Source organism: Rhizomicrobium electricum, from assembly GCF_011762045.1.
Classification (GTDB): Bacteria; Pseudomonadota; Alphaproteobacteria; order Micropepsales; family Micropepsaceae; genus Rhizomicrobium; species Rhizomicrobium electricum.
Window position 1 is genome coordinate 306,970 of the sequence record NZ_JAASQS010000008.1, and the last position, 18,022, is coordinate 324,991.

The 18,022-nt window shown below is 63.8% G+C and carries 15 protein-coding genes; 10 read left to right on the forward strand and 5 right to left on the reverse strand.

Going from position 1 to position 18,022, the window contains the following annotated elements:
• Genes kdpA through FHS84_RS22100 form a run of 3 tightly spaced genes read right to left on the reverse strand, consistent with a single transcriptional unit; the run spans position 1 to position 1,951 of the window.
• Positions 1-1,728, reverse strand: a complete 1,728-nt coding sequence (gene kdpA, locus FHS84_RS17105; RefSeq protein WP_166936621.1) for a potassium-transporting ATPase subunit KdpA — start codon at positions 1,726-1,728, stop codon at positions 1-3.
• 2 nt (positions 1,729-1,730) lie between these two features.
• Positions 1,731-1,820 (reverse strand): K(+)-transporting ATPase subunit F, encoded by a 90-nt coding sequence (kdpF, locus tag FHS84_RS17110; RefSeq protein ID WP_166936623.1) that lies wholly within the window; start codon positions 1,818-1,820, stop codon positions 1,731-1,733.
• 5 nt (positions 1,821-1,825) lie between these two features.
• On the reverse strand, positions 1,826-1,951 hold the full coding sequence (locus tag FHS84_RS22100; RefSeq protein ID WP_279589346.1) for a hypothetical protein: 126 nt from the start codon (positions 1,949-1,951) through the stop codon (positions 1,826-1,828).
• 183 nt (positions 1,952-2,134) lie between these two features.
• On the opposite strand from FHS84_RS22100, the gene FHS84_RS17115 reads away from it, so the two are divergent.
• The 8 genes from FHS84_RS17115 to arsB all read left to right on the forward strand — a co-directional run bounded on the left by FHS84_RS17115 (position 2,135) and on the right by arsB (position 10,500).
• Positions 2,135-2,494 carry a hypothetical protein gene (locus FHS84_RS17115; protein WP_166936625.1) on the forward strand — a complete coding sequence of 120 codons (360 nt, stop codon included), beginning with the start codon at positions 2,135-2,137 and terminating at the stop codon, positions 2,492-2,494.
• A 92-nt stretch (positions 2,495-2,586) separates the two neighbouring features.
• The gene (locus FHS84_RS17120; RefSeq protein ID WP_166936627.1) at positions 2,587-4,113 is read left to right on the forward strand and encodes an efflux RND transporter periplasmic adaptor subunit; all 1,527 of its coding nucleotides are present in this window, start codon (positions 2,587-2,589) and stop codon (positions 4,111-4,113) included.
• Positions 4,110-7,226, forward strand: coding sequence for an efflux RND transporter permease subunit (locus tag FHS84_RS17125; protein WP_166936629.1), 3,117 nt, complete (start codon positions 4,110-4,112; stop codon positions 7,224-7,226). Before FHS84_RS17120 ends, FHS84_RS17125 begins: the two co-directional genes overlap by 4 nt.
• Positions 7,227-7,304: 78 nt before the next feature.
• The gene (locus FHS84_RS17130; RefSeq protein WP_166936631.1) at positions 7,305-7,652 is read left to right on the forward strand and encodes an ArsR/SmtB family transcription factor; all 348 of its coding nucleotides are present in this window, start codon (positions 7,305-7,307) and stop codon (positions 7,650-7,652) included.
• A complete protein-coding gene (locus FHS84_RS17135; protein ID WP_166936633.1) occupies positions 7,649-8,491 on the forward strand; it encodes an arsenite methyltransferase in 843 nt (280 codons plus the stop codon). Before FHS84_RS17130 ends, FHS84_RS17135 begins: the two co-directional genes overlap by 4 nt.
• Positions 8,491-8,634: a hypothetical protein gene (locus tag FHS84_RS17140; RefSeq protein ID WP_166936635.1), complete on the forward strand. Its 144-nt coding sequence runs from the start codon at positions 8,491-8,493 to the stop codon at positions 8,632-8,634. Before FHS84_RS17135 ends, FHS84_RS17140 begins: the two co-directional genes overlap by 1 nt.
• Positions 8,635-8,645: 11 nt before the next feature.
• On the forward strand, positions 8,646-9,467 hold the full coding sequence (gene arsN2, locus FHS84_RS17145; RefSeq protein WP_166936637.1) for an arsenic resistance N-acetyltransferase ArsN2: 822 nt from the start codon (positions 8,646-8,648) through the stop codon (positions 9,465-9,467).
• Positions 9,468-9,474: 7 nt separating this feature from the next.
• Positions 9,475-10,500 (forward strand): ACR3 family arsenite efflux transporter, encoded by a 1,026-nt coding sequence (gene arsB, locus FHS84_RS17150; RefSeq protein WP_166936638.1) that lies wholly within the window; start codon positions 9,475-9,477, stop codon positions 10,498-10,500.
• Positions 10,501-10,665: 165 nt separating this feature from the next.
• Here arsB and FHS84_RS17155 read toward each other — a convergent pair whose 3' ends face one another.
• Complete coding sequence (locus FHS84_RS17155; protein WP_166936640.1) at positions 10,666-12,459, reverse strand: hypothetical protein; 1,794 nt, start codon at positions 12,457-12,459, stop codon at positions 10,666-10,668.
• 442 nt (positions 12,460-12,901) lie between these two features.
• On the opposite strand from FHS84_RS17155, the gene FHS84_RS17160 reads away from it, so the two are divergent.
• Positions 12,902-16,123: a patatin-like phospholipase family protein gene (locus tag FHS84_RS17160; RefSeq protein WP_166936642.1), complete on the forward strand. Its 3,222-nt coding sequence runs from the start codon at positions 12,902-12,904 to the stop codon at positions 16,121-16,123.
• 7 nt (positions 16,124-16,130) lie between these two features.
• Here FHS84_RS17160 and FHS84_RS17165 read toward each other — a convergent pair whose 3' ends face one another.
• A complete protein-coding gene (locus FHS84_RS17165; RefSeq protein ID WP_166936643.1) occupies positions 16,131-16,451 on the reverse strand; it encodes a hypothetical protein in 321 nt (106 codons plus the stop codon).
• Between the two features lie 467 nt (positions 16,452-16,918).
• Between FHS84_RS17165 and FHS84_RS17170 the strand changes: the two genes are divergently transcribed.
• Positions 16,919-17,851 (forward strand): hypothetical protein, encoded by a 933-nt coding sequence (locus FHS84_RS17170; protein ID WP_166936644.1) that lies wholly within the window; start codon positions 16,919-16,921, stop codon positions 17,849-17,851.
• Positions 17,852-18,022: the final 171 nt, after the last annotated feature.

The following is an 18,022-nucleotide window of genomic DNA, read 5'->3' on the forward strand; positions in this document are numbered from 1 at the left end:
TCAGTAAAGGGCGCCGGCATGCATCGCGAAATGCTCCGCGAGCGGCCCGAGCGCCAAAGCCGGGAAGAAAGTGAGGCCGCCGACGATCAGGACGACGCCCGTCAAAAGGCCGACAAACAAGGGACCGGTGGTGGGGAAGGTGCCTTCCGACGCGGGTACGATTTTCTTCGCCGCCAGCGAACCGGCGACCGCCAGCATCGGCACGATCCAGAGGAAGCGTCCCAGCAGCATCGCGACCGCGAGGGTCAGATTGTAGAATGTCGTGTTGGCGGTAAGACCCGCAAACGCGCTGCCGTTGTTGCCGGCCGCCGACGAGAAGGCATAGAGGATCTCGGAAAAGCCGTGCGGACCGGCATTGTTCAATCCGGCGAGGCCTGCGGGCGTCACCGAGGCGATCGCGGCGGGTATCAGCGTCGCCAGCGGCGTGACCAGAATGGCGAGGATCGCCATCTTGACCTCGCGCGCCTCCAGCTTCTTGCCGAGATATTCCGGCGTGCGCCCGACCATCAGCCCGGCGACGAACATCGCCAGGATCGCGAACAGGAGCATGCCGTACAGTCCCGATCCGACGCCGCCGAACACGATCTCGCCGAGTTCTATGTTGAACATCGGAACGAGGCCGCCGAGCGGGGTGAAGCTGTCGTGCATCGCATTGACCGAGCCGTTGGAGGCGTCGGTGGTGGCGACGGCCCATAACGTCGAATTGACGATACCGAACCGCACCTCCTTGCCTTCCATGTTGCCGCCCGCCTGCTGCGCATTCGGCGTCTGGTCGACATGCAGCGCGGCGAGTTTCACGCTCGGCTGATATTCGGCAACGCTGCAGACCGCCTGCCCGCCGAGCCAGAGAAGACCCATGACGGCGAAGATGGCCCAGCCTTGGCGGGTGTTTCCGACCATCCGGCCGAAGGTGTGGGTCAGCGCCGCGCTGATCGCGAGGATCGACCACAGTTCGATGAAATTGGTGATCGCGGTCGGGTTTTCGAACGGATGGGCGGAATTGGCATTGAAGAAGCCGCCGCCGTTGGTGCCGATCATCTTGATCGCCTCCTGCGAAGCGACCGGCCCCTGCGCGAGGGTCTGCTTAAGGCCTTCGAGCGTGGTCACGGCGGTGTAGGCGGAGAAATTCTGCGGCACGCCTTGTCCGATCAGCACCAGCGCCATGACGAGCGCCAGCGGCAACAGCACATAGAGCGTGGCGCGCACGAGATCGACCCAGAAATTGCCGACCGTCTTGGCGGACCGCCGCGCGAAGCCGCGGATGAGGGCGATGGCGAGCGCGATGCCGGTCGCGGCGGAGACGAAATTGTGCATCGTCAGCCCGACCATCTGGCTGAAATAGGACAGCGTCGTCTCGCCGGCGTAGCTCTGCCAGTTGGTGTTGGTGACGAAACTGACGGCGGTGTTGAAGGCAAGATCGGCCGGAACGTTCGGCAGTCCTTGCGGATTGAACGGCAAATACGCCTGCAGCCGGAGGATCGCGTACAGCAACACCAGCCCGGCGACGCTGAATGCCAGCATGGCAAGCGCATAGGCGGTCCAGTGCTGCTCCGTAGACGGATTAAGACCCGCGGCGCGATAGAGGAGCCGCTCGACCGGCGCGAACACCGGCGAGAGGACGGTACGGCGTCCTTCGAATACGGCGGCCATATAGGCGCCGAGCGGCTTCACGGTCAGCGTCACCGCGGCCGCGAACAGGACGATCTGCAGAATGGCATTGGCGGTCATGGTCAGAACTTTTCCGGACGCAGGAGCGCGATCAGAAGGTAAATGGCGATAGCGGCCGTCACGAGCGCGGCCAGCGCATAATCAAGGTCCATCGCCGTCACAGCCGGTTGCAGGCGAAGACGTAGGCGGCAGCGGCGGCGAAGAAGCCGAGGCCGAGCGCCAGCATCAAAAGATCGAACATTTTGTCCTCCACGAACGGGCGGAGGATGGCGCCGCACCCCATATAGATTCGAGATTGCGCGCGGCGGGGCGGGAATAGGGGTTTCGTATAGACGGCTTGGTGACGTCGGGGCGGGTTTCTCGGTTTGGGAGAACCGTTGGCCCAAACCCGGCCGTATCGCTGCGCAAAACCGGTGTGACGAAGGCACCTTTGCGTCTAGGGGCATTCTAAACTAACATCTACGGCATGCGGTTGAAGACGTCCCCGGTGCGCGCGGTCCTCAGTGCCATTTTGGCACTGGTGTTCTTCGTCGCCGTTTTGCCGGGGGCGATGGCCATGCCCGCGCCACAGACCGCCATGACGCACGGCATGGATTGCGAGCACGCCACGTCGCCGTGCGATCACATGAAGCCGATGAAAGCACCGGCGTCGCCCTGCAAAAACATGCAGGTCTGCGCCGGCATGCTCGGCTGCTTCGGACTGGCGGCCCTGGTGCACGACACCGTCATGCCGCTTGTCGCGACGGCTCATGAGCGTGTGCCGGACGGCCATCGCACGCTCGCCGGACTGAGCGCCCCACCGGACGACCGCCCTCCTATCGTTTGACGGACCGTAGCGCTGCTTCGCAGTGACGCGCGCACCTGCGCGCGGGTTTCAAACGATGCGCCTGAGAATTTTCAGGCATAAGGAGTGCATTCATGCAACGCATGTTGCTGGCCGCACTGGCTTTCGGGCTGGTGCTGGCATACTCGGCTTTCGCCGGATCGGGCATGGGCTTCAAGGCTCTCGACCCGTCCGTTCCCTTCAACACCACCCGCACCATCCGCGTGCAATTGGTGGACGGCAGCGGCAAGCCCGTCGCTGAGACCGTGGCGGGTGCGTCGGTCCGCGTCGACATGAGCCCCGACGCCATGGCCGACATGACGGCCGATGCCAAGATCGTGAAAAGCGAGACGTCGGGCGTGGTGACGGTCCAGACCAATCTATACGCCCCCGGACGCTGGGCGGTGATCCTCAAGGGCACCGTCAACGGCAAACCGGTGACGGGATCGGTCGTCGTCACGGCGACACGAAAGAGCGCGGAGGCGGCATCGCCGCCTCCCGCCACCGCGGCCGGCAAAAGCCGCAAGATCCTCTATTACCGCAATCCGATGGGCCTCGCCGACACCTCGCCGGTGCCGAAGAAGGACGCCATGGGCATGGCGTATGTGCCCGTCTATGCCGATGAGGTGCAGAAGGTGCGCGGCGCCGTGCGCCTGACGACGGAGAAAATCCAGCGCGCCGGCGTGCGCACGACGCCGGTCACGCGCGCTTCGCTGGCGAGTTCGATCCGCGCCACCGGCATTGTGGCGGCGGATGAATCGCGCCAAGCGATCCTCAGCGCCCGCTTCACCGGTTTCGTCGAAAAGCTTTACGTTTCGCAGACCGGCGATGTGGTGCGCGCCGGACAGCCGCTGATGCGGGTGTGGGTCGAAAGTCCGGAACTGCTGGTGAAGGAAGCCGATTATATCGGCTCGCTGCAAAGCGGGGCAGCGGATCACGCCGCCGTCGCCGCCAATCTGCTGCGCCAATACGGCGTCGCCCAATCCGAGCTGAATGCGATGGCGAAAAGCGGCGTTCCGACCCGCTCGGTGACCTTCGTAGCCCCGGCCGGCGGCACAGTGATGGAAAAGCCGGTGGTGCAGGGCATGCATTTTGCGACCGGCGATACGCTGTTCAAGACCACCGATCTATCCCGCGTCTGGGTTCTTGCCGATGTTTCCGAGCGCGATCTCGCCTCGGTGCGCGTGGGGCAGACCGCGACGGTCAGCTTCCGCAATGAGCCGTCGGCCTCGTTCGAAGGCAAGGTGCTGTTTGTCTATCCGCAGCTCGATTCTGCCACCCGCACCGCCAAGGTCCGCATCGCCGTGGCCAACAAGGACGGCCGCTTGCGGCTTGGCCAATACGCCGATGTGCGCATCGCGGCGCCCGCGGCGGCGATGGCGGCGCTCACCATTCCGGCGTCGGCGGTGATCGACGACGGGACCCGCCAGATTGCGTTCGTCGCCAAAGGCAACGGTGTGTTCGAACCGCGCACGCTGAAGCTCGGCGCCCGCGGCGGCAATACCGTGGAAGTCCTGTCCGGCCTCAAGGAAGGCGAACAGGTGGTGACGACGGGGAACTTCCTGATCGACGCCGAGAGCAATCTGCAGACCGCACTTCAAACTTTCGGAAACGGCAAATGATCGCGCGCATCATCCGCTGGTCGGCGCAGCATTGGGCGGCCGTGCTGGTCGCTACCGCCGTCGTGGTGTTGGCCGGCATATGGGCCGTCAGCCGCATTCCGCTCGACGCCATTCCCGACCTGTCGGATACGCAGGTCATCGTCTATGCCGATTATCCCGGCCAGGCGCCGCAAGTGGTGGAGGATCAGGTCACGTTTCCGCTGACTTCGGCCCTGCTCAGCGTGCCGAAGGCCAAGACGGTGCGCGGCGTGTCGTTCTTCGGCGTGTCGTTCATCTATGTGATCTTCGAAGAAGGCACCGACATCTACTGGGCGCGCTCGCGCGTGCTGGAATATTTGAACGGCGCCGCACAGAAGCTGCCGCAAGGCGTGACGCCGAGCCTCGGACCGGACGCGACCGGCGTCGGCTGGGTCTATGAATACGCGCTGACCGGCAACAAGCAGGACCTCGCACAGCTTCGTTCTTTGCAGGATTGGCATCTGCGCTATGCGCTGGCCAAGACCGAAGGCGTCGCCGAAGTCGCCAGTGTCGGCGGCTTCGTCAAGCAATATGCGGTGGTGGCCGATCCCGGCAAGATGCGCAGTTACGGCATCACGCTGGCGCAAATCCGTTCCGCCGTGGCGGGCGCCAATGCCGATGTCGGCGGGCGCACGCTTGAACTCTCCGAAACCGAATTCATGATCCGCGGCCGCGGCTATCTGAAATCGCAAGCCGATCTCGACCGCATCGTGCTGAAGGCGCAGAACGGAACGCCGGTCTATCTCTCCGCCGTCGCGCATATGGAAGAGGTGCCCGACGAACGGCGCGGACTGACCGAATTGAACGGCGAAGGCGAAGTCGCCTCCGGCATTGTGGTGCAGCGCTACGGCGCCAATGCGCTCGATGTCATTCACGCCGTGAAGGCACGGATTGCCGAAATCACCGCCAGTCTTCCGGACGGCGTCAAGCTGATCCCGGTCTACGACCGCTCGCAACTGATCGAGCGCGCCATCGCGACCTTGAAAAGCACGCTGTTCGAGGAAAGCGTCATCGTGGCGCTGGTGTGCTTCCTGTTCCTGATGCATGTGCGAAGCGCGCTGGTCGCGATCTTCACGCTGCCGGTCGGCATTCTGATCGCCTTCATCGCGATGCATGCGCTGGGGCTCGGCTCCAACATCATGAGTCTCGGCGGCATCGCGATTGCCATCGGCGCCATGGTCGATGCGGCCATCGTGATGATCGAGAATGCGCACAAGCGGCTGGAACGCGCCGCGCCCGACGAACCACGCACCAAAGTGCTGATCGCGGCGGCGATCGAGGTCGGTCCCGCGCTGTTCTTCAGTCTCTTGGTCATCACGGTGTCGTTCATTCCGATCTTTGCACTGGAAGAGCAGGAGGGGCGGCTGTTCCATCCGCTCGCTTTCACCAAATCCTTCGCCATGGCGGCGGCAGCCTTGCTGTCGGTAACGCTGGTCCCGGCGCTGATGGCGCTGTTCGTTCGCGGCAAGATCGCACCCGAAGCGAAAAATCCGGTCAACCGGTTCCTGATCCGCGTTTATCGTCCGGTGATCGCACTGGTGCTGCGGCGGCCGTGGGCAACCATCGGCGTGGCGGCCGCGGTTCTTGCCGTCAGTCTATATCCGGTGCTGCGCGTCGGCAGCGAATTCATGCCGACGCTGAATGAAGGCACACTGCTCTACATGCCCTCGACGCTGCCGGGCCTCTCCGTCACCAAGGCGGCGCAAATCCTGCAAACCCAGGACCGCATCATCAAATCGTTTCCCGAAGTGGACTCGGTGTGGGGCAAAGCGGGGCGGGCAGAAACCGCCACCGATCCGGCGCCGGTCGAAATGTTCGAGACGGTCATCAATCTGAAGCCGCAGGAGCAATGGCGCGCCGGCATGACCACCGACAAGCTGATTGCGGACCTCGACAAGGCGCTGCAATTCCCCGGCATCTCGAACGCCTGGACCATGCCGATCAAGGCGCGCACCGACATGCTGTCCACCGGCATCCGCACGCCTGTGGGCATCAAGATCTACGGCAAAGACCTTGCCGAAATCGAGAGGCTGGGGCGCGAGATCGAAGCGGCGGTGCATGCGGTTCCGGGGACAACCTCCGCGTATGCCGAGCGCATCAACGGCGGCTATTATCTCAATATCGCACCGGATCGCGATCAGATCGCGCGCTATGGGCTTTCCATCGACGACGTTCTGGCAACGGTTTCCGGTGCCGTGGGCGCCGAAATGGTTACGACCACGGTGGAAGGGCGCGAGCGTTATGGTGTGGTGGTGCGCTATCCACGCGATGTCCGTTCGAGCCCGGAAGAGCTTGCCGCCAATACGCTGGTGTCGCTGCCGGACGGCGGCGCGGTGCCGCTCGGCGAAGTCGCCAAGATCAGCCGCGACCGCGGGCCGACCATGGTGCGCACCGAAGACGGGCAGCTCGTCAATTACGTCTACGTCGATTTCCACAATCGCGATCTCGGCGGATTTGTCGACGATGCCAAGCGGGCGGTGGCGGAGCGGGTGCATTTCCCGCCGGGCTATTACGTGCGCTGGAGCGGCCAGTTCGAATACATGGAACGCGCCAATCAACGGCTGCGGATCGTGGTGCCGGCGACGCTGGGATTGATCCTGTTCCTGTTGTGGCTAAATTTCCGCCGCATATCCGATACGCTGATTGTGATGCTGTCGCTGCCGTTCGCGCTGGTCGGCGGATTCTGGCTGATGTGGGCGATGGGCTTCAACCTGTCGGTCGCAGCGGCGGTCGGATTCATCGCGCTTGCCGGCGTGGCGGCGGAAACCGGCGTGGTGATGCTGATCTATCTCAATCACGCGTGGGAGGAGGAGCGGGCGAAAGCGGCGGCGGAGAACCGCAGCGCGACGACCGCCGACCTGATGCGGGCCGTGATGACCGGCGCCGTCGACCGCGTGCGGCCGAAAATGATGACCGTGGCGGCGATCATGGCAGGCCTGGTGCCGATCCTGTGGTCGCGTGGCACCGGCTCGGAAATCATGCAGCGCATCGCGGTGCCGATGATCGGCGGCATGGTGTCGTCGACGGTACTGACGCTGGCGGTGATTCCGGCGCTGTTCCTGCTGGTCCACGGCCGCTTCGGGCGCCGTGACTGAAATCGCCAAAAAGGGCGAGGCGGGGTTGACGCTGGGTATATTTCGATATATGTAGAAATATAGAAATTGGAGACCGGAATGGCCGACGACGCCGAACTCACCCGCTATGCCGACATGCTGGCAGCCATGGGCACCGAGCCGCGCTTGCGGATCGTGCGGCTGCTCTTGTCCGCGCATCCCTTGGGGATGGTGGTGGGCGAGATCGGCGAAGAACTCGGCATTCCGAATTCCACTCTGTCCCATCACCTCGACAAGCTGAAAAGCGAGAACCTTGTGATCGTAAAGCGCGAGGGCGTGTTCCTGCGCTATATGGCGAACCACGAGGCTTTGCAGGAGCTTCTGGCGTTTCTCTACGCCGAGTGCTGCACCCGCAATCGGGTTGTCGAACCCAAAAAAGTCACCTGTTGCGGAAAGGAACGCTCATGAGCGACGTGAAAGACACCGTGCGTACGCATTATGCCGAGGCCGCCAAGCGTGCCGATGCCGGCCAATACGCCAACAGCAGCAATGCGCAGCATTGCAGCTGCGGCGGCGGCAAGGACGTGAAGGTCGAGTTCTATGACTTGGCCGAAACCAGCGGTTTGCCGGACAAGGCCGTGCTGGCCTCGCTCGGTTGCGGCAACCCGACGGCGCTGGCCGAACTGAAGGCCGGCGAAACCGTGCTCGACCTCGGCTCCGGCGGCGGCATCGACGTGCTTCTGTCGGCGCGCCGCGTCGGCCCGACCGGCAAGGCTTACGGCCTCGACATGACCGACGAAATGCTGAAGCTTGCCAACGAGAACAAGGAGAAGTCCGGCCTTACCAACGTCGAGTTTCTCAAAGGCGAGATCGAAGCCATTCCGTTGCCCGACAATTCCGTGGACGTGATCATTTCCAACTGCGTCATCAATCTCTCGGGCGACAAGGACAAAGTGTTCCGCGAAGCATTCCGCGTCCTCAAGCCGGGCGGGCGTTTTGCCGTGTCCGACACGGTTGCACGGGGTGCCATCGCCGACGAATTGCGCAAGGATATGGAGCTCTGGGCCAGTTGCCTGGCCGGGTCGCTTGCCGACGTCGAATACGAAGCCAAGCTCAAGGCGGCGGGATTTACCAACATCGGCATCGAGCCGACCCACACCTATACGGCCGACGACGCCAAGGAGTGGTTCAAGGATCTCGGCATGACGCCGAGCCAGCTCGCCCTCGCGGCGCACGCGGACGGCAAGGTCATCAGCGCTTTCATCCGCGCCACCAAGCCGGCCGGCGGATGCTGCGGAGGCCACTGATGTATACTCCGCTGCGCGGCTGCTGTACCGACAGTCCCGGACTCGACGACATCGTTGTTGTCCGTAAAACCTATCTCGCGCTCGCGGCACTGTTCGGTGCCGCGAGTCTGGCGGTCGGCATCTTTCACATCTTCTATCACTGACAAGGAACGCAATGGCCGTCACGATCTATCACAATCCCGATTGCGGCACGTCGCGCAACACCCTGAAGCTGGTCCGGCATTTCGGCATCGATCCGCAAGTGATCGAGTACGTGAAGACGCCGCCGTCGCGCGACGTGCTTGCGGCGATCCTTGCCAAAGCCGGACTGACCCCGCGCGATGTCGTACGCAAGAAAGGCACGCCCTATGCGGACCTCGGTCTTGCGTCCGCCGGCGACGATGCCTTGCTGGATGCGATGATCGCCCATCCGATCCTCATCAACCGGCCGCTGGTCGTGACCGACGAGGCGGCGGCGCTGTGCCGTCCGTCCGACATCGTGCTCGACCTGTTGCCGGTGATGACGGGCACTGACGCCTTCAAGGAGGAGGGCGTCAGCTTCCTGCGCGACGTTCCGATTCCCCCCAGCCATCCGGGTCTGATCGCGGCGCTTAAGGACGAAGCGCTGCCGACCGACGATCTCGGCGAGCCAAACCGGACGTTTTACGTGTACCGCAGTCTCGCGGGTGCGGTGCTCGGCTATGGCGGCTATGAGCTGTACGGTGCCGACGTGTTCCTGCGCTCCGTCGTGGTGACGCCGGACGGACGCGGCAAGCGCATCGGACGCAATCTGGTGCCGCTCTTGCTCTATCGGGCCTACCGCCAGGGCGCACGGACCGCGTGGCTTCTCACCAATACCGCGGCGGATTTCTTCGAGAAGATCAAGTTCCAGCGCCGGCCGCGCAGCGAAGCGCCGCAAGCCATTCTCGCCACCCGGCAGGCGCAGTCGCTGTGCCCGTCGAGTGCGGTGCTGTTGTCGAAAACCATTTCCTTCTGAGGGGGCCATGTCGACCTTCGAACGTTATCTCACCGTCTGGGTTGGTTTGTGCATCGTCGCCGGGATTCTGCTCGGCCAGGTCATGCCGGGCGTGTTCCAGGTCATCGGTTCCGCCGAGATCGCCAAGGTCAATCTGCCGGTGGCGGTGCTGATCTGGCTGATGATCGTTCCGATGCTGCTGAAGATCGACTTCCGTGCCTTGAAAGAGGTGGGGCAGCATTGGCGGGGCATCGGCGTCACCCTGTTCATCAACTGGGCGGTGAAGCCGTTCTCGATGGCGGCACTGGGCTGGCTCTTCGTCGGCTATCTATTCCGCCCGCTGCTGCCCGCGGCGCAGATCGACAGCTACATCGCCGGACTGATCCTCTTGGCTGCGGCGCCATGCACGGCGATGGTGTTCGTGTGGTCGAACCTCTCCAAAGGCGAGCCGCATTTCACTCTGACCCAGGTCGCGCTCAACGATCTCATCATGGTGGTGGCGTTCGCGCCCATCGTCGGCCTCTTGCTCGGTCTTTCGGCCATCACGGTGCCGTGGGACACGCTGGTGCTGTCGGTGCTGCTCTATATCGTGGTGCCGGTGATCGTCGCCCAGCTTGTCCGCCGCGCGGTGCTGGCGACGGGAGGCACCGCCGCGCTGGGCCGGGTGCTGCACAAACTGGCGCCGGTATCGCTGGTGGCGCTGCTGGCGACGCTGGTGCTTCTGTTCGGCTTCCAAGGCCAGCAGATCATCGCCCAGCCGGCGATCATCGCGCTTCTGGCGGTTCCGATCCTGATCCAGGTCTATTTCAATGCCGGGTTCGCCTATTTCCTGAACCGGGTCAGCGGCGAGCAGCATTGCGTCGCCGGACCTTCGGCGCTGATCGGCGCCTCCAATTTCTTCGAGCTGGCGGTGGCGGCGGCGATCAGCCTGTTCGGCTTTCACTCCGGCGCCGCGCTGGCCACCGTGGTCGGCGTGCTGATCGAAGTCCCGGTGATGCTGTCGGTGGTGTGGGTCGTCAACCGCTCCAAAGGCTGGTACGAACGCACCGCCTGACTAAAGCAACGGACTTTAAATTCGCCGTATGCCGATGGCAGGCACCGAGCGAATTTAAAGTCCAAAGTTGCTTTAGCAATATATTGGAATCTAAAGCGTCTTTAGACCTTAAATGCGACACGGTGGCCGATCCCAGCAAACGGGTCGCATTTAAGGTCCGACGCTTTAGCGTCCGGCGGCGGTGACGATCGGGGCTACGTTGGTCTGCACCACCTGTTCGATCGCCGCGGCGGCTTGCGGATGCTGGCGGACATAGGGCGCCAGGAAGTCGTCGTTGACGAAGCGCGCGCCGATATAGGCGAAGGCGAACGCCGCGATATAGGCGAAGAACAGCACCGTGTTCTGGCGGGCGAAGCGGTCCACCACGCGATAGCGCAGGGCATCGAGCAGGAAGGTGGGCAGCGCCAGCAGCCAGCCGGCATGCACGACGGCGCCCCACAGCGACTCTCCCGTCGTCCGGCGCTGCATCAGGCCCGCATTGGCGACCATGAACGCCGAGGCCGTCGACAGATAGATCACCAGGAACGGCATCAGCCACGGCCAAGGGGAAATGTCGAAGCCCAGCGTCGAATGCGCGGCATTGACCAGAACGGCGAAGGCCTGCGCCGACAGCGTGTCGTAGAGATTGCCGAACGAGGAGAACGGCGGATACCAGTCCGCTGGCGCCAGCCGGAAGAACTGCACGAGCTTGGCGAGCGCAATCGCATTGACGGCAATCGTTAGAGCGACCCACGCCAGAGTAAGAAGGCGGGCGCGCAGGCTGCGCACCAGCGGCGCCGACGAGATGTCCCGCCCCGAAGCGGCGCGGGTCAAAAGCTCCGGAACGGCTTTGCCGAAGGTCTGTGCCGAACGGGCGCGTCCGCTTCTGGCCCGCCACGACAGAACAACGCCGATCAGGAAAAGAACGATCAGGCCGCCGAATATCACCGGATAGTAAGTGTCGATCAGACTCGGATGTGTGGGCTGCACCGTGACCGCTGCCGGTGGCGCCGTTTTGACGGGCGTCGGTGCGGGTTTTGTCGCCGTGGCTGGTGGCGCGGATGTAGCAGGAGCAGGCGCAGACGGCGCAGCGGTCGATGGGGCTGGCGCGGCAGGGGCTGATGGCGCCGACGGGGTTGGGACAGACGGCGCCGGCGTGGCAGGTGCAGTAGCCGGTGGCGCCGCGGGTGGTGTGGTTGCTGGTGGTGTGGACGTGGGCGCGGTTGGTTCGGGGGCGGCCGTTGGTGACGAGGAATGGCTGACTGCGACAGCCACGGCGCCGGCGCCGCTGACCACCGTGAGAGCATCGGGCGGAATCGTCGAACGCGGCTTCTGCGGTACCGCGCCTGCGGGCGGCAGTACCACGGTGGTCGGCTCGTGGGCCGCATCGGCGCCGTTGAAGAAGGTCAGTTGGATTTCGGCTTCCAGATCCCGCATCACGCTGAGGATCGCCATGGCGCCGGTCTGCTCCGACACCGCGTTGGGATCGAACTGGCCGTCGCGAACGTACTTGCCGCGCTCGTAGTTGTTGGTGCCGCTCCACAAATACGGCGTCGGGATGCGTTTGTAGTGATAGCCCCAGCCGTTATAGGCCTCCAGCATGTAGGCGATCTGCTCGACGCACCAGTTCGAAATGCCGGTCAGGCCGTCGTGACCGAGCGCATCGATCGCCGACTCTTCCCAGGTGAAGGGCGGCTTGCCGGATTGCGGCCGTCCGCGCGGAACGTGAACCGTGCGATCGCTGAGCGGATCGCCGTTGTGCAGGTGGGTGTCGAAATCGAGCCCGCTCTCCATCGAATGGATCAGCCCGATCACGAACCACGGCACGCCGGTTGCGGCAGAGACTTTTTCGTAGCGGTCGCGGTAACGCACAATGCGCTGCGCATCGCGCTGAAAGGCGCGCACCCACGAAGGCTGCAACGCCATGTTGCTCCAAAGCGCCGCGTATTCCTCGCGGACGGCGGCAAACACCGGTGCCATTGTGACCCCCAACACCTTGTCCGCGAACTCTAGTTTGAGACGGTCCCAACGAAAAGGCGCGGCGCCGAACGGCGGCGAATTTGTTTGAGTCGAAGCATTTATGAAGCACGCCGCCGGACGATTCCGCCGCCGTCGCGGTACGGCCGGAGGTTTGACAACGACGCGCACGTCCGGCGTGCCGTTCGGGGATCGTAGCGCCCTGTAGCCATTTGTTTGAACGAGCGAATCCCGCGCTGGTTGACGTGTTTGCCGCCGCTGCGCGCGCTGCCGTGGCGATAGCGCTTCTCGTTTGCGACTCAGACAAATCGGCGCCGCGCATGTTTGTTGCCGGATGGCGATGGTCCGCCAGTTCGCAATTGGTCGAGTGCCGGAAGTGACATACACTCGCGTGCAAGAACTGGGGTTGCGCACGCTGCAGAGCGGCCGTGCGATGGGGGCGACAATGGACGAGAAGACGGCGGTTGCGCGCGATGTCGGTCCGCTCACGTATGTTCTGTTCCTGCTGCGCGGTCCGCTCCTCGTCACGGCGCTCATGGTCGTCATCCTGCTCGATTTCCTCATTCCGGGATCGATGAAGGAGGCGTTGCGCTATTCGCTGCTGGATCAGGCGCATTGGTACCAGTTCGCGGTGATCGCGGTGGCGCTTGTGTTGGCGTGCGGCGCCGTGCGCTTCAGCGGCGAGGCGATCATCGAACTGGTGGCGCCCGATCTTCTGCATGGGCCGGTGCGCCGGATCGCCCATCTGGTGCCGCGGTTGCTCGCCGCGTCGCTCGGCATTGCGGTGGCAGTGCCGCTGGTTCAGATCATTCTCGACGGCGAAATCCTCAAAAGCAGTCTCGCCGGGCTCGGCAGCCACGAGACGGCGGGCGCCGTGTTCCGGAGCGTGACCGAGAGCGTCGGCGTGCCGGCGAAGACGGCGGCGCAAGGATTTGCCGCGGCCGTTGCCGGGCTCTATGTCGCCATCGCCCTGTTCGTCGCCGTGATCGCGCCCGGACCGCACACGCCGAAATTCGAGACCCGTGAACCGTCGATCGTCACCCGCGTCGGACTGGCGCTGTTCCCGCTTCTTTTGGCGGCGACATTCGCCGTCGCGGTGATGGGAAGTGCGCGACCCGGCATCAGCTATCACGCCCTCGAACGCTATTCGACGGCGTTCATCGCGCCGTTTGCGGACGCCAGCCAAGCCAACGAGAAAAACGAGCTGTGGACCTGGGTCTGCGGCAGCCGCGATCCCGATCCGGGCCAATGCGACGCCGGCCGGATCGCCCGCTACGCGGCGTACATTACCGACAACAGTCCGGGCATGCGCGACAGCGATCTTTATCCGCGTCACTTCGTGAACTCGGCCTATTCGATCCCGTACGTGCTGGCGATGCTGCTGTCGCTGTTTGCCGCCTGCTATGCCTCGCGGCTCGCGGTGGCGGCGTTCGTCGATCTGCTGCTGCCGGGGCTCGGCGGCGGCGGGCGCGGTGCGCGCTTTATCCGGCGTTTGCTGCCGCCGCTGGCGTCGGCCGGACTCGGTTTCGGCGTGGCGGCGCAGTTCTATACCGCCTATTTCCCGCCTTCCGCCGGGGTGGCGCTCGACCACACCGAAATCATCGTGGCCTGGGCCATCATGGCCACCTACGGGCTCATCGGCATCGCCGCCAGTTTCGGTAGTTCGAGCCGTTTCGCCGCGACCGGCGCCTGGCAGGACTCGCCGAGTGTCGGCCGCCGCTTCGTCGGCAGCGCACGCCGTCTCGCCGCGCTCGATCCGTTCTGGCATTGGTATATCCGCGGATTGCTGCTGCTCGGCGGCGTGATCTTCTTCGTGTTCGCCAATCTGAGCTGGGTTGCCGTACCGCAGTGGATCGGTCCGGTCGGCATCATCCTGTTATGGGGCGCGACCTGTACGGCGGTGCTGTTTTTCCTCAGTTATATCGGGCACGCCACGCACATCCCGTTCCTGACCATCATCGCCATCGCATCGCTGGCGTTCGCCGGATTCAACATCAACGAAAACCACGGCATCCGGCTGGTGCAGAACACGGCAGTCGCTCAGACCACGACGGCGCGAATGGATTTCGCCGGCATCGTCGACAAAGGACAGACCCTCGAACTGGTGAAGTGGGTCGCCTCGCGCAACGATCTCGACCGCTATACCCAGGCCGACAAGCCTTATCCGGTATTCCTGGTCGCCACCGAAGGCGGCGGCGCCCGCGCCGCCTATTTCACCGCCACGGTTCTGGCGGCCTTGCAGGAACGCTGTCCGGCATTCGCCCAGCACACCATCGCCATCAGCGGCGTGTCGGGCGGCAGCCTGGGCGCCAGCGTGTTCGCCGCGCTCGCCTCCGGCGGAACCAGCCGCGATGCCGATCCGCAATGCCGGCTGGCGCAAGCCGATGTGGCCGGGATGGACCAGAGCAAGCGCAAACTCGTGCTCAAGGCGCGCGAGACCTTGTCGGCCGATCTGCTGTCGCCGCTGCTCGGCGCCATGCTGTTTCCCGACACGCTGCAGCGCATGCTTCCGTTCCCGATCCCCGAGTTCGACCGCGCCCGCGCCCTCGAATACGCGGTGGAAAAATCGTGGAAGGACGCGGCCGTCCATTGGGGCGGCGACAACGCGCCGGATCGCGACGCCTTCGCTCACGCCGCCGAAGACCTTTACACGCCGCACAATGCGGTGCCGAACCTGATCCTCAATTCGACCGAGGCCGGCAGCGGTGCCAACGTCCCGCTGTTGACGGCGAGTCTTGCCGACCCGCAACTGCTCGGCCGGGCGCAGATCGACGACGGCAACATCAATTGCGGCAAGGACTGGCGGATGAGCCGCGGCGCCTGCGTGCTGCTGTCGCCGTCGCCGCCTTCGATCAAGTCCGGCAAAGACAGTTTCGCGCCGATCCCGCTGAGTTCCGCGGCGATCGTCAGTGCGCGCTTCCCCTTCCTGACGCCGGCCGCCACATTCAGCGATCCCAACACCGGCGAGCCGCTGTTGAGCTACGACGGCCATTTCGTCGACGGCGGTTATTTCGAAAACTCCGGCACCTTCATGCTGTCGCGGCTGCTGCACAATCTGGTCAGCGAGCAGATGTGTCTGAAGGATGCAGCCTGTCCGCTCGACACTGCCGGCATCGCCGACAAGGGCCGGCTGGAAAAAGCCGTCAAGGCCGCCCGGAGCGCGGTCTTCGTCGTCATCATCATCCAGTCGGAGCCGTGTACCCGGCGCGTGCAGGGTCTGGCGTGCGAGGAAGCGCAAATCCGTGCGTCGGGCGCCTGGAGCGAGATCCTGTCGCCGGTCAAGGCGCTGTTGTCGACCCGCGATGCGCGCGCCAACTACACCTCGGAGGCGCTGCGCACCACCACGGCTTTGATCGAGGAGTTGAACGCCGGCAACGGCAGCGGCGACGATGTGAGCTGCAGCGGCATCGTCTGTGCGGTGACGCTGCGCTTCTTCAACAAGACCAACACCGATGTGCCGCTCACCTGGGTGCTTTCGGATGCGTCGCGCCGCTATATCGACGAGGCGGTGGACGGCATGGAAAGCGCCGACGTCACCACCATTCCCGCCGCCAGCTACACCCATGCGCTCGATCCGGTGGACGAGAACCGGGTGCTGGGATCGTACCGGCGTGTGCTGTGCCTGCTCGCCGCCGAGGGAAAGCCGTGTCAGCCGCGGCCGTGGTAGCGCCGGTTCAGAACGAGGCTTTGTAGGTGCCGGGCGAACACAGCGGCTGATTGGTCTTGATCAGGCGGCGGCCGTCGTCGAACAGAATCTGGATGTCGAAATGCTGCGGGCATTTGCCGGCGGCTTGCGGCATCGCCACCCGTTCGTTGAAACCGAGCGGTCCGCGTTGCGCCAGCGGCGTCCACGGCGACAGCGGTCGCTTTCCCGACGGGCGAACCTGCACCGCGATCATTGCCGAGCGCGTTCCGTTGACGATCCAGAACTGGTCGTCGGCAGCCCCCGCCGCGACCGCCATTCCGACAAGCATCACGACGCCCAATTTCATCATGCCCGGCCCCCATCGCCTCTTCGGTCGCAGAGCCTACATCCGTTCGGCGCGATTTTGAATGCACCCGTCTGCAGGTGAGGCCGGACGCGCATGATTTGTCGGCGAAGCAAAGGTTTACGCGCGAGTTCGGCGGCATCCTGCCGGATGATGTGGCGCTGTGCACCCGCTGGCGCGAACCGGCGAGCCATCGCCGCCAACGAATTTCGACGCCCGGCATCTTGAAGGTCGGAGGGCGTGCTCTCCGGTCTCGGGTGAGGAGCGTTTTGCATCGGCCGCGTGGCGAAAATCGACCCGGCAACGGTTCTCATGGAGGTTGTTCGCCTTCAAGGTTAAGTCGCGCCGGTTGTTGGCAGTTGCCGCGGTGCCTGCTTCCACCTATACGAACCACCCCTCCGGCCGGAAATCTTTTGCGAAGGGGCCTCGCATTTTTTCCGCCGCTGCACACGCCCTTTCATCCGAAATTCAGCATGCCAGACCGTTCCAGTACATCCCTGGGTGCGCGTCGCATTCTTATACGCTGCGCCAATTCATTTTTATGCCGGTCGTTCAAGGCAATTTGTGCATTGCAACTGGGCGACAGGAGAGCCACGATTTCCTTGCTGGTGCTGGCCCACAGGTTCGCCAGTTTGCCGGCGGGCGGGACGGCGAGAAAACATTGGTCGCCGAAAGTCAGCGTACACGCGCTGTCCAATTCGCTCGTCATTCCCTACGAAACGATGCGTCGCTCGGTTAACGTGCTCATCAAAGAGGGTTTGTGTGAGCGCGATGGCCGAGACAGCATTGTGCTTTGCGCCAATCAAAAATCGCAAACCGCCGTGGCACGCCTGCGCGAAACAATGACCGAGCAGTTGCTGACGATGCTGCGGGACTTGCAGGCGGTCGGATTCGATTTTCAAGCTGCGAGAGAGGCGGGGCGATTGCCCGAGGCTACCGACTCTGCCGAGCAGCTCCCGCCGCGTGTCGATCTCGCCGACGCTTCCGGCGTGCTGTTCCTGCGGCTGCTCGAGGTTGGCGGTCCGCTGCATCGGCACGATTATCTGCGCACGATCGTCCTGGCGGCGATCGTGTCGAGCAATATGGCCCATGCCGCGCGCGACAAAGCCGTGATGTGGCAGTTTGGGGCGATCGCAGACCCGCCGCCCGATGCATTGCGCAAAGCCGTCAGTGTACGTTCTATCTCCGAGATGCTCGGCATATCGGTCGAGACCACAAGGCGCACGGTGTGCCAATTGATCGACGACGACGAGTGCATACGGGTGGGCGGACAAGGTGTGATGGTTCCGGCGGAGGTGCTGGCGCGCAAAGAGATGCTGCAGGTTGCGACGGGCGTTGCGCTGCGGGTCGAACAGGCACTCGCGGATTTGGCCTATCGCCAGTTCGATTTCGCATCTCTCGCGTAAAGACGAACGCCGAATGCCTCGCATTTGTAGCAATATCGATAAGAATTATTCCAATGTGATTAACCCATAATGGGTAGCGCGGCTCTTTTCTTTTTTTGAACCGAAGGGCATTTGCGCGACGTGGGAAATCACTCGGACGAAATTCGTATTTCGTCGAGCGTGGGGATCTCC